Genomic DNA, 14275 nt, shown 5'->3' on the forward strand with positions numbered 1-14275 from the left:
TAATTTAGCATATCGAATCAACAACCTATATAGTTATGAAAAAACTACTACAATTACTATTTCTATTCTTTTCATTAACACCTATAGCTCAAAACACTATTTATGTTAATGTTAATGTTTCTGGTGGAAACAACGATGGCACATCTTGGGCAAATGCATATCAACACTTAACAGACGCTTTAAATGCAGCCAGTAGTTATGATGAAATACATGTTGCTCAAGGAAATTATTATCCAGATTTAGGAGCTTCCCAAACCGACAACGATCGTTCTAGTTATTTTTTGTTAAACAAAAACTACATTACTCTTTTAGGTGGTTATAACGCAAGTAATAACTCTAGAAACCCAGAACTCTACCCAACAATTCTAAATGGTGATATACAACAAAACAATAATGACCAAAACTTTGTCTATACCATTTTTAGAACATCTGGCGACTACAATGTTATAGACGGTTTTACAATTACAAATAGCAATGCAGATAATTCAGGTGGTTATGGAAGTAATGAGGGCGGAGGCATGTTTGCACGAGGTGCAAACGCTACCGTTATTTCAAATTGCAAGTTCATAAACAATAAAGCAATAAACACTACTTCTTACAACGCCAAAGGTGGCGCTATATATATTGTAGAAATTGAACCAGGAAGCTTAATAATAAGAGACTGTACTTTTGAAACAAACATGGCAAACGAAGGTGGTGCAATTTATAACAACACCTTAAACTGGGACTATGGAGGTCCTATTATTGATAATTGTACGTTTTCATCAAATACAGCAAGTAGAGGTGGCGCTTTTTATATGGGGACAACGGAAGGCACAGTTATTAAAAATTCAATTTTTGATGGCAACTCCTCAGGTTCAGGTGGTGGAGCTATTTATACTAGTGGAAGTAGTAGTTTACCACCTGTTATAGAAAATTGCTCTTTTACTAACAATTCACATACAGCAAATAATGGTATAAGTGGTTCTGCTATTTATTTCAATGGTACAGACGCAACAATATCAAAAAGTACTTTTTCTGGTAATTCATCTGTACACAGTTTAGGTTCTGTAATTAATCCATATGGTAACATCCTTATTGACAAGTGTCAATTCTCTAACAATAGCATACCTTATATTATAAATTTAAACGATAATAAAACACTAACAATAACAAACACTCTTTTTAACGACAATGCTTCTATTGCTTTAAGTAATGGAAATGGAATAATTAACATTTCCAATTCTTCATTTTCAAACAATAGCACTGCCTTACGCTTAAATGCTACCAATGGAAATACTTTATACAATTCTATTATCTGGAATAACACAACCAATATTCAAAGCTTTAATGGTATTGCAGACACAAATATTATACAAGGTGGTTATAGTAACGGAACAAATATTTTAGATTCTAATCCGCTTTTTGAGGATGCTCCTAATCAAGATTACAGATTACAAAATACATCTCCCGCAATTGGAGCAGGAAATAACTCTTACAATAACAGTTTAAGGGATTTAGACAATAATTTAAGATTAAATGGTAGTAACATAGATTTAGGACCATATGAAAATGGCTCGTCTGAATGTCCAACATTCAACAATAATGTAATATATGTCAACGCAAACAATACAAGTACTTATCAAGATGGCAGCTCTTGGGCTTATGCATTTTCGTCATTACAAAACGCTTTGGATATGTACAATTCAAGTTGTGGAATTACATTACAAGAAGTTTGGGTAGCTCAAGGAACCTACTATCCAGATGATGGTAACAACCAAATAGCAGGTAATCGCGATGAATCATTTCATCTTCCTGAAGACATAATAATACTTGGCGGCTTTAGCGGTACTGAAACCAACTCTAATCAAAGAGATTGGGAAAATAATATAACTGTTTTAAGTGGAGACATTAACGCTCCAAATCAAATTAATGACAACAGTTATAATATCATTAAAACAACAAACGTAGGCAACAATATGCTATTAGATGGGTTTACCATTGAAAAAGGAAATGCTGTAAAAATAGAAACATATGGCCAAAGAGGTGGTGCTTGGTTAAACAGAACCACATCAGGTAGTGATACCTCTACTCCAACTGTAAAAAACTGTATATTTAAAAACAACCAATCTTTAACCTCGGCTGGAGCATTGTTTTTAGATGGTGTTACAGGAAGCACTGTAGGTATAAACCTTGAATACTGCACATTTAAAGACAACATCTCAACAGGCACTTCTAGTGGCAATAATGGTAGTGGCGGAGCGATAACTATAAATACATTCTCTGGTGAAGCCACTTTAAATGTAAATATTGAAAACTGCATCTTTAATGACAACTCAGCAAATCTAAATGGAGGTGCTATTTGGTCAAGACAAAACGCTAATGACGATGGTGTTGTAAACATCACAAATAGTTTATTTTATGGTAATGTAGGAACAGGTGGCGGAATAAGCATATTAGATAATGGTGTAACAACCTATAATATTGTTAACTGCACATTAACAGAAAATGATGGCGATTCTGAAGCTGGAGCTGGCATTAGAGTTTGGAACGGAACTACAGCAACTGTAAACATTCACAATTCAATTCTTTGGGACAACACAAGAGCAAATGACCCAAACAACACACAAATTAACACTCAAATTTACGCTCCTAATTCAAACATAACCCATTGTATTATAAACAACATTTACAATACCAACTCAAATTCATCTAACGACCCTTTGTTTGTTGATGCTTTAAATAAAAACTTTAGAGTTTCGGAAACCTCAAGTGCAATAGATTCGGGCCTTTCAACACATAACAATTCAACATTTGATTTAGATGGTAATGAGCGTATCATTGGCTCTAATATTGACAGAGGAGCTTATGAGTTTGATTCTTGTATTGGCTCACCTAATGTTCTTTATGTAAATGCTAGTGCAACTGGCGCAAATGATGGAAGCAATTGGAGCAACGCATTCACGAGCCTACAAGATGCTATCAACAATGCCATATGCGCTAATGAAATATGGGTAGCATCTGGCACATACAAACCAGGTTTACTTGAAACCGACAGTTTTATCATTCCTAATAATATAACCATTCTTGGAGGTTTTAATGGCACCGAAACTACAGCAAGTGAACGTAACTGGTCAGAAAATCTAACTATTCTTTCAGGAGATTTAAACAATGACAACACGTCAAATTCTGGAGATTCACATACTATTATAACCTTAAACGAAAACAATGTTACACTAGATGGGTTTATTATTGAAAATGGTTATGCCGATGATGATTCTGATAACTCGCAAGTAGCCATTGGTCGTGCTGGAGCTGGTATTTATATTAGAAATGCTGAAAACATAAACATAAACAACTGCATCTTTAAAAACAATACCGCCTACGGAAACGGAATTAATAATGGTGTTGGTGGTGCTATAATAAACTTTGGTAACAGTTCAACTACAACTACTATTTCCAATAGCTTGTTCTTTGACAACATTGCAACTGCTGGTGGTGGCGCAATTTCAGCCGAAAGTGGAAGTCTTGCAACAATAAATTGTACTATAGCAAACAATATTGCCTCTCACGGTGGAGGTATTCATATATTTGCTGGTAACGTTACGGCTACAAATAGTATATTCACTAATAACAGTGGTAGCAACGGAAATATAAATAATGGAGGAGCAAACTCACCTATTGTATCACATTGTTTATTCTTTAATATTACTTCTGGAAACAATGGTAGCATTCCTCCAAATGTAAATGATGGAGGAAATAACATAGAAAACACAGACCCAATATATGTTGATGGTTACAAATTAACCGATAGCTCTCCTGCCATAGATGCTGGCGACAATAATTTTATAGACTTAACTGAAGATTTAGATGGAAACCCAAGAATATACAATTCAACTGTAGATTTAGGAGCTTATGAATTTTTCATAGCTTGCGAAAATTCTGTTATGGTTACATCTACTGCAGATAGTGGTCCAGGGTCTTTACGTCATGTTATTGAAAATGCTTGCGATGGCACAACAATCTCTTTTGATCCAGCACTTAATGGAAGTAGCATTATTTTAACTTCAGGTGAAATATTTATAGACAAACCACTTACATTCTTTGGAAACGGTATAGAAAACACAATAATTAGTAGCAATAATAATTCTAGAATCTTCAATATTCAAAGTTTAGGTACTATTATAGATGGCATTCATTTTCAAAACGGAAATGTTCCAACAACTGGTGGTCTTGAACAAACATCTGGTGGTGCTATATATGCTTCTGAAGCAAACATGATTATTTCTAATTGTAAATTTACTAGTAACACAGCTAGTATTGGAGGAGCTATTGCATTCCACGGAGTACAACCTCAATCAGGCGAAGTACTAGCAGATATCACAATGAGTGAATTAGTAATTTTTAACACAACGTTTCAAAACAATTCTGCTGCAACAGGTGGCGCTCTTGAAACTCGCTATGCAAACACAACTATAGAAAACGTACTATTCTCTGGTAACAAAGCAACAAGTCAAGGTGGCGGCATGTACTTATTTACATCAACCACTACTGTTACAAACATTACTGTTTCAGGAAATTATGCAGACAATTACAATGGTGGAATTTTTGCTTACGTGCCTAGTAGTGGAAATATAGGAGAGTCCTTTACTATGACAAATTCAGTAGTAAGTGGAAATGATGCTGGGTTTGCTTTTCCTAATATGGGACAATGTACAAGCTGCGATATAAGTTACTCATTAAACGGAGACTTTAACAATACTGGAGTTGGAAACTTGATGATGACTACAAATCCAGCATTTGTTAATCCTATACTAGCCAACACTGCTCCTAATTTAAACGGTGATTACGCATTAACAACATCTTCTCCTCTAGTTAACGCAGGAACAAATGCCACTATACCAGATATTAATCTAGATTTAGCTGGTAATCCAAGACTATTTGACGGCACTATAGATATTGGCGCTTATGAACTTCAATCGACTTTAACTATTAGTGATGTTTCAACTACAGATTTTAAAATCTACCCTAACCCAGTAAGTAATATACTAAACATAAAAACAGAGAGTCAGCAGTTTGACTACAGTATATACAATGTACAAGGACAAGAAGTTCTAAAATCAAGTAGCGTTAAAACATCAATTATAGATGTAACATCATTACCAACAGGAATATATATACTAAAGCTAGCAAGCAATAATAAAACTGAAAGCTTTAAAATTATTAAGCAGTAAAAATTAAACGATGCTATTAATCAACTTAAAAAAGGTCAAGACTATAAATTGTTTTGGCCTTTTTTAAATCTTTTAATTTTAATACATTTACTATATCATCAAGCACCAGTGTATTAATTACATACATTAAAAACTGCATCAACTTTGCCTAAATTATCTCTATCCAAAGAAATTAAAAACCATCCTTTGTTTTCAAATATGGTTAAACTTGAATACGAGCAAGACTTTGAAACCATTATTACTTCAACAGGCTATAGTTATTTAGTATTGGTTTATGGTGATATTTCAATTAACAACAAAAAAGAAAACTATACTCTTCCTAAGGTTTTTATCAATTCAATAATGCCTAATTTCAATATTGTTGCGAAAAAAAACAGCTGGTTTGTTGTTATTAGGATGAATACTGATCGATTCTATCAAATCTCTAAAACCAACGTAAATACTCAAGGTGCTATTTCTAAAATGAGTCATATCGTTTCTCAAAAAGTAGTTGATGACTTACATCGTGAAATTGAAACAGCAGCGCACAACGATTACATTTTAATAATTGACAAGCATTTAAAACCTTTTTATGCTGAGTGGGTTAAAAAAAGTAAAATTTCAGATATTATCGACTACATCTTCATCAATAATGGTTTGCTTAATGTAACTAATATAATTGATGAATTTCATATTTCACACTCATCGTTAAATCGTTATTTTAAAACCGCAACAGGTGTGACTGCCAATAAATTTTTAAGACTAATTAGGTTCAATTACATTGTTAGACATTTAGAAGCAAATAATATAGATATGCTTAGCGCTATTGAAGAATTTAAATATTATGATTACTCCCATTTCTCAAGAGATGTAAAGCAGTTTAGCGGCAAAACACCTAAACAACTTTTTGGTACTAAACACCCAATACTCAGGGACATGCTCTACAAGAAGATAAGATATTAAACTTTCATTTTGACGATTTTTTACATAAAACCTTAGCTCTAAACAAGTAATTTTGAAGTTTAAAGTTAATTATTTAGGGAATAATATAGCTATTAATCATGCATTAGGTCAAGATTTTAAACTTGGCCTTTTTTCTTTTTCTAAACTAGCACTCTTAATATATCCTTAATTTATAAGACTATAAAACATCAAAATCTTAAAATAACACCCTTTTTTTTAACAACATATTTGAAAATCATTTGTAATTTCATAATTTGCGAGTCTTCAATAGTACTGAAACCCAATGACAGAAATTACTAGACTCTTCGACTTTCCATACTATCAATTGGAAAACAATAGCCTTGAAAAAGCTTTGGTGACAAAATATGATGGTGAATGGATTGCAACATCTACTCAAGAATATATTGACAAAGCCAATGCACTAAGTAGAGCACTTTTAAAACTTGGTATACAAAAAAACGATAAAATAGCTGTAATATCTTCAACCAACCGAACGGAATGGAACATTGTTGATATTGGGGTGCTACAATTAGGTGCGCAAAATATTCCTATTTACCCAACAATTTCTGCTGAGGATTATGAATATGTATTAAACCATAGCGAATCAATTTATTGTTTTGTATCAGACGAAGAAGTTCTAGAAAAAGTAAATAAAGTAATAGGAAACACTAAGCTAAAAGGCGTATATTCTTTTAATCACATTAAAGGCTGCAAGCATTATTCTGAATTATTAGAGCTAGGTAAAGACACAAGTAATCAAGAAGAAGTTGAAGCCAGAAAAAACTCAGTAAAACCTGAAGACTTAGCAACTATTATATACACCTCTGGTACTACAGGAAGACCTAAAGGAGTTATGCTGTCTCATTGGAATATTACTAGTAATGCATTAGACTCCTCTAAAAGATTACCCATCATAAAAGGAGAAACTAGAATTTTAAGTTTCCTACCTATTTGCCATATTTTTGAGCGCGTACTCATATACATTTATCAATATGCAGGAACCTCCATTTACTTTGCCGAAGGTTTAGATAAAATTGGTGATAATGCTAAAGAAATAAAACCACACCTTATGAGTGTTGTTCCGCGTTTACTTGAAAAAGTATACGATAAAATTATGGCTAAAGCCGAAGATCTTTCAGGTATCAAGCAAAAACTATTTTATTGGGCTGTTGAACTAGGCGAGCAATGGAAACCTTATAAACAAAATGGCTTTTGGTATGAATTCAAATTAAGTATTGCTCGTAAATTAATTTTCAGCAAATGGCAAGAAGCTCTTGGCGGAACTTTAAGCACAATGGTGTCCGGTAGTGCTCCACTTCAACCTAGATTAACAAGAATTTTTTGTGCCGCAGGAATGCAAGTCATGGAAGGTTACGGACTTACTGAAACTTCGCCAGTTGTGTCGGTTGGTAAATACGCAGATAATATGTTTAAAGTTGGTAGTGTAGGCATACCAATAGATAACGTTGAAGTTAAAATTGCTGATGATGGAGAAGTTTTAATAAAAGGCCCTAACGTTATGATGGGTTACTATAAAGATCCAGAAAAAACAGCTAGTGTAATGACTGACGACTATTTTCATACTGGAGACAAAGGTGAAATAGACCCTGAAGGTTTCCTTAAAATTACTGGTCGCAAAAAAGAAATGTTTAAAACCTCAGGTGGTAAATATATTATTCCACCACTTTTAGAAGGGTACTTAAAACAATCCCGCTTTATTGAACAAGCAATGGTTATAGGTGAAGGCGAAAAAATGCCAGCTGCATTTATTCAACCTAACTTTGAGTTTGTTTCTGAATGGATAGAACGTAAAAAGAAAAACATTGAAAATTCTCCCGAAGCTATTTGTGCTTCAGAAGAAGTTATAAATAGAATTCAAAAAGAAGTTGACAATTGCAACAAACACTTTGGTAAATGGGAACAAATAAAACGTTTCGAATTAACACCAGTTATTTGGTCAATTGATAGTGGTCATCTCACTCCTACTATGAAAATGAAACGAGATGTCATCAAAAACATTCATAAGGATCTTTACGATAAAATCTACAATTAATAAGCTTTAAAATTACAAACACCTTAATACAAGGTGTTTTTTTATGTTAAATTATCATTATTTATTATGCATGCATAATAAATTTTATTATATTTGAAAAGTTTAAAATTTTTGAATGAAAGATAAGACCATAGATTACGTATTGCGAACCACATGGTTAGCAGTAAACAAAATGTATAACGAAGAAGCCTCTAAATTTGAAAGCACAATGGCTACAGGTTTTACCTTATTAAGTATTGATCCTGAAAAAGGAACACCTTCAACCTCATTAGGTCCAAAAATGGGAATGGAAGCTACTTCATTATCCAGAATATTAAAAACTATGGAAACTCGTGGTTTAATTGAGCGCAAACCAAACCCAGAAGATGGTCGTGGTGTATTAATTCACCTCACAGAGTTTGGTAGAGAAAAAAGAGCCTACTCTCGCGAAAAGGTACTAACCTTTAACGAAGCTGTTAGAGAAAATATCACACAAGAAAAAATCAATCACTTTTATGAAGTTGCTGAATTGATTAACGACATGATTTTAAACAAAAAAATATACAAACAAGACAAATAACAATTTATAAATAATGAGTAAACGAATTATTAATAAAGTAGCAGTTATCGGATCCGGAATAATGGGTAGTGGTATTGCTTGCCACTTTGCCAATATTGGTGTGGAAGTACTACTGCTAGACATCGTTCCTAGAGAACTTACCGATACCGAAAAAGCTAAAGGTTTAACCCTAGAAGACAAAGTGGTTAGAAACCGTTTGGTTAACACCTCGTTACAAACTGCTTTAAAATCAAAACCCTCTCCTATTTATCATCAAAATTTTGCAAGCAGAATTACTACTGGTAATTTAGAAGATGACATTGCAAAAGTTGCTGATGTAGATTGGATTATTGAGGTGGTTGTAGAGCGCTTAGATATTAAAAAGAAAGTGTTTGAAACGCTTGACAAACATCGTAAACCAGGAACTTTGATTACTTCCAACACGTCTGGTATTCCTATTAAGTTTATGAGTGAAGGCAGAAGCGATGATTTTCAAGCACATTTCTGCGGAACACACTTTTTTAATCCAGCACGTTACTTAAAATTATTCGAAATCATTCCAGGACCAAAAACATCGCAAGATGTTCTTGATTTCTTAAATGGTTATGGCGAACAATACTTAGGTAAAACTTCAGTGGTAGCGAAAGATACACCTGCTTTTATTGGAAACCGTATTGGTATTTTTGGTATACAATCGTTATTCCATCAAGTAAAAGATTTGGGTTTAACTATTGAAGAAGTTGATAAATTAACTGGTCCTGTTATTGGAAGACCAAAATCGGCTACTTTCCGTACTGTTGATGTGGTTGGATTAGATACTTTGGTACATGTTGCAAACGGTATTTATGACAATTGTCCTAATGATGAAGCTCATGAACTGTTTAAATTACCAGATTTCATCAGCACCATGATGGAAAACAAATGGTTAGGAAGCAAAACAGGTCAAGGATTTTATAAAAAAGTAAAAGACGATAATGGTAAAAGCGAAATTTTATCATTAGATCTTGATACACTTGAATACAGATCGAAAAAATCGGCAAAATTTGCCACTTTAGAACTTACCAAAACAGTAGATAAAGTTATAGACCGCTTTCCAATTCTAGTTGGCGGGAAAGATAAAGCAGGCGATTTTTATCGTAAAAATTTCGCTGCTATGTTTGCCTACGTTTCTAATAGAATTCCAGAAATTACCGATGAACTCTACAAGATTGATGATGCTATGAAAGCTGGTTTTGGTTGGGAACATGGTCCATTTCAAATTTGGGATGCTATTGGTGTAGAAAAAGGTTTGGAAATTATGAAGGCTGAAGGTTTAGAACCAGCTTCATGGGTAAACGACATGTTGGCTTCTGGTAGTAAATCGTTCTATACAGTAAAAGATGGAGCTTCGTATTTCTATGATATTCCTTCAAAAACACAAACCAAAATACCTGGTCAAGATGCATTTATCATTTTAGATAATATCAGAAAATCTAAAGAAGTATTTAAAAATACTGGTGTTGTTATTGAAGATTTAGGAGATGGCATATTAAACTGCGAATTCCAAAGCAAAATGAACACTATTGGAGGTGATGTACTTGCAGGATTGAACAAAGCAGTTGATTTAGCTGAAAAAGATTTCCAAGGATTAGTTATTGGTAATCAAGCTGCGAATTTCTCCGTTGGTGCCAATATTGGTATGATTTTCATGATGGCTGTAGAACAAGAATATGACGAGTTGAACATGGCTATCAAATACTTCCAAGATACGATGATGCGTATGCGCTACTCGGCTATTCCAACCGTTGCTGCACCTCATGGCATGACACTTGGTGGTGGTTGCGAATTATCGCTTCATGCTGATAAAGTTGTGGCTGCTGCCGAAACTTACATCGGACTTGTAGAATTTGGTGTTGGTGTAATTCCTGGTGGTGGAGGCTCTAAAGAAATGGCTTTAAGAGCATCAGATTTATTCCACAAAGGCGATGTAAAACTTAACGTACTTCAAGAATATTTCTTAACCATAGGTATGGCAAAAGTATCAACTTCTGCTTACGAAGCTTTTGATTTAGGCATACTTCAAAAAGGAAAAGATGTTGTTGTAGTGAATAAAGATCGACAAATAGCAACTGCAAAAGCCTATGCTAAATTAATGGCAGAACAAGGTTACACGCAACCAATAAAACGTAAAGACGTTAAGGTGTTAGGTAAACAAGCGCTAGGTATGTTCTTAGTAGGTACTGACTCTATGGAGGCAAGTAACTATATAAGTGAACACGACCAAAAAATCGCTAATAAATTGGCTTACGTAATGGCTGGTGGTGATTTAAGTGAACCTACAGCTGTAAGCGAGCAGTATTTATTAGACCTAGAACGTGAAGCATTTTTAAGTCTTTGTACCGAACGTAAAACACTTGAGCGTATTCAGCACATGCTAAAAACAGGGAAACCTTTAAGAAACTAAGAAACATGAAAACAGCATATATAGTAAAAGCATATAGAACAGCAGTTGGCAAGGCACCAAAAGGATTGTTCCGCTTTAAAAGAACTGATGAACTGGCAGCAGAAACCATCAAATACATGATGAAAGAACTGCCTAACCTTGACCCAAAACGTATTGACGATGTTATCGTTGGTAACGCTATGCCTGAAGGTGCACAAGGACTAAACATGGCACGTTTAATTTCATTAATGGGATTAGATATTGTAGATGTTCCTGGTGTTACCGTAAACCGTTTTTGTTCTTCAGGAATAGAAACCATTGGTATGGCTACTGCCAAAATACAAGCAGGAATGGCCGATTGTATTATTGCAGGTGGAGCTGAAAGTATGAGTGCAGTACCTATGACAGGTTTCAAACCAGAATTAAATTACGATACCGTAAAAGCGGGTCATGAAGATTATTATTGGGGAATGGGAAATACTGCAGAGGCTGTTGCAAACCAGTTTAAAGTCTCTCGTGAAGATCAAGATGAGTTTGCATACAATTCTCACATGAAAGCCTTAAAAGCGCAAGCTGAAGACCGTTTTCAAGATCAAATTGTTCCTATTAATGTAGAGCAAACATACATTGACGAAAACGGTAAAAAGGCTACAAAAACTTATACAGTAAATAAAGACGAAGGTCCTAGAAAAGGTACAAACCTAGAGGCTTTAGCTAAACTTCGTCCTGTTTTCGCTCAAGGCGGAAGCGTAACTGCAGGAAATTCATCGCAAATGAGTGATGGTGCTGCTTTTGTAATGGTAATGAGCGAAGACATGGTTAACGAATTAGGTTTAAAGCCTATTGCACGATTAGTAAGTTATGCTGCTGCTGGTGTTGAACCTCGTATTATGGGAATTGGTCCAGTAAAAGCTATTCCAAAGGCATTAGCTCAAGCAAATTTGAAACAAAACGATTTAGAACTTATTGAGCTTAACGAAGCTTTCGCATCACAGTCTATTGCTGTAATTCGTGAACTTGGGTTAAACCCAGACCTTGTTAATGTTAATGGTGGTGCTATTGCTCTTGGTCATCCATTAGGTTGTACTGGAACTAAACTTTCAGTTCAACTGTTTGACGAAATGCGTAAACGCAATATGGCAGGTAAATATGGAGCTGTAACAATGTGTGTTGGTACAGGACAAGGTGCTTGCGGAATTTTTGAATTTTTAAACTAAACTTATTTAACAATATACTGTAATGGAAGCAACAGAAAAAGATATTTTACGAGGTGGTCAATTCTTAGTTAAAGAAACTAGCTGCGACGACATTTTTACTCCTGAAGATTTTTCAGAAGAACAACAAATGATGAAGGAATCGGTAATTGAATTCAACGACCGAGAAATTATCCCTAACAAAGCTCGATTTGAAGCAAAAGACTATGCTTTAACTGAAGAATGTATGAGAAAAGCTGGTGAAATGGGATTTTTAAGCGTTGCTGTTCCTGAAGAATATGGCGGAATGGGAATGGGATTTGTTTCTACTATGCTTGTATGCGATTACATTTCTAGTGGTACAGGATCTTTTAGTACTGCTTTTGGTGCGCATACTGGAATTGGAACCATGCCTATTACACTTTATGGAACTGAAGAACAAAAACAAAAATATGTGCCAAAGTTGGCTTCTGGTGAATGGTTCGGAGCATACTGCTTAACCGAACCAGGTGCCGGAAGTGATGCAAACTCTGGTAAAACTACCGCTAAATTGTCCGATGATGGTAAACATTATATCATCAATGGTCAAAAAATGTGGATTTCAAATGCTGGATTCTGTAACCTTTTCATTGTGTTTGCTCGTATTGAGGACGATAAATACATTACAGGATTTATTGTTGAAAACAACCCTGAAAATGGTATCACTCTAGGTGAAGAAGAGCATAAGCTTGGTATTCGTGCTAGTTCTACTCGTCAAGTATTTTTTAACGACACAAAAGTACCAGTAGAAAATATGCTGTCAGAGCGTGGTAACGGTTTTAAAATTGCTATGAATGCCTTAAACGTAGGTCGTATTAAATTAGCTGCTGCTTGTTTAGATTCACAACGACGTATTACCACAACTGGTGTGCAATATGCAACTGAACGTAAGCAATTTAAAACACCTATTGCTGAATTTGGAGCCATAAAATCTAAATTAGCTGAAATGGCGACTAACGCCTATGCTGGAGAATCTGCGTGTTACAGAGCTGCAAAAAATATTGAAGACCGTATAGCTATAAGAATGGCTCAAGGCAATAGTCATCAAGAAGCAGAACTTAAAGGTGTTGAGGAATATGCTATTGAGTGTTCTATCTTAAAAGTTGCTGTTTCTGAAGACGTACAAAGTTGTGCCGATGAAGGTATCCAAATTTTTGGTGGTATGGGATTCTCTGAAGAAACGCCTATGGAAGCTGCTTGGAGAGATGCTCGTATTGCTCGTATTTACGAAGGTACAAACGAAATTAACCGTATGCTTTCAGTAGGAATGTTAGTTAAAAAAGCTATGAAAGGTCATGTCGACTTATTAGGTCCTGCAATGGCTGTAAAAGATGAATTAATGGGTATTCCTTCTTTTGATATGCCAGATTATTCTGTGTTATTTTCAGAAGAAAAAGAAATGATCACTAAACTTAAAAAAGTATTCTTAATGGTTGCTGGTGCTGCAGTTCAAAAATATGGACCAGACTTAGAAAAGCATCAACAATTAATGATGGCTGCTTCTAATATTTTAATTGAAATATATATGGCTGAGTCAACAATTTTAAGAACTGAGAAAAACGTTAAACGTTTTGGTGAAGACAAGCAAAAAGAACAAATAGCAATGGCTAAATTGTATTTGTTCAATGCTGTTGAACTTGTTAAGAAAAATGGTTTAGAAGGTATTGTGTCCTTTGCTGACGGTGACGAGCAAAAAGCAATGCTTATGGGCTTAAAACGTTTTACAAAATACGCAAACTACCCTAATGTAGTTGAGCTAAGAAATACAATTGCTGAAAAAGTAAAAGCAGAAAATAAATATTGTTTTTAAAACAATAGGCTAGTTCAAATGTTGAAAAGTCGGCTAATTATAGCCGACTTTTTTATTACCTTTAA

7 protein-coding genes are annotated in these 14275 nt (G+C 34.6%); all 7 read left to right on the plus strand.

From position 1 onward, the window contains the following. Positions 1 to 35: 35 nt before the first annotated feature. The 7 genes from ACQ0RB_RS09405 (at position 36) to ACQ0RB_RS09435 (ending at position 14210) form a co-directional block, all read left to right on the plus strand. Positions 36 to 5213 carry a choice-of-anchor Q domain-containing protein gene (locus ACQ0RB_RS09405; protein ID WP_430498070.1) on the plus strand — a complete coding sequence of 1726 codons (5178 nt, stop codon included), beginning with the start codon at positions 36 to 38 and terminating at the stop codon, positions 5211 to 5213. A 144-nt stretch (positions 5214 to 5357) separates the two neighbouring features. Next, positions 5358 to 6155 (plus strand): helix-turn-helix domain-containing protein, encoded by a 798-nt coding sequence (locus ACQ0RB_RS09410; RefSeq protein WP_430498071.1) that lies wholly within the window; start codon positions 5358 to 5360, stop codon positions 6153 to 6155. Between the two features lie 283 nt (positions 6156 to 6438). Beyond that, a complete protein-coding gene (locus ACQ0RB_RS09415) occupies positions 6439 to 8208 on the plus strand; it encodes an AMP-dependent synthetase/ligase (RefSeq protein ID WP_430498072.1) in 1770 nt (589 codons plus the stop codon). A 115-nt stretch (positions 8209 to 8323) separates the two neighbouring features. After that, the gene (locus tag ACQ0RB_RS09420) at positions 8324 to 8767 is read left to right on the plus strand and encodes a MarR family winged helix-turn-helix transcriptional regulator (RefSeq protein ID WP_430498073.1); all 444 of its coding nucleotides are present in this window, start codon (positions 8324 to 8326) and stop codon (positions 8765 to 8767) included. 13 nt (positions 8768 to 8780) lie between these two features. After that, the gene (locus ACQ0RB_RS09425; protein WP_430498074.1) at positions 8781 to 11189 is read left to right on the plus strand and encodes a 3-hydroxyacyl-CoA dehydrogenase NAD-binding domain-containing protein; all 2409 of its coding nucleotides are present in this window, start codon (positions 8781 to 8783) and stop codon (positions 11187 to 11189) included. A gap of 5 nt (positions 11190 to 11194) precedes the next feature. Beyond that, entirely contained in the window at positions 11195 to 12385 is a 1191-nt protein-coding gene (locus ACQ0RB_RS09430; RefSeq protein WP_129761281.1) for an acetyl-CoA C-acyltransferase, read from the plus strand. A 22-nt stretch (positions 12386 to 12407) separates the two neighbouring features. Continuing rightward, positions 12408 to 14210, plus strand: a complete 1803-nt coding sequence (locus ACQ0RB_RS09435) for an acyl-CoA dehydrogenase family protein (protein ID WP_430498075.1) — start codon at positions 12408 to 12410, stop codon at positions 14208 to 14210. Positions 14211 to 14275: the final 65 nt, after the last annotated feature.

The sequence above is a fragment of the Gaetbulibacter sp. PBL-D1 genome, assembly GCF_050509525.1.
Lineage (GTDB): Bacteria > Bacteroidota > Bacteroidia > Flavobacteriales > Flavobacteriaceae > Gaetbulibacter_B > Gaetbulibacter_B jejuensis.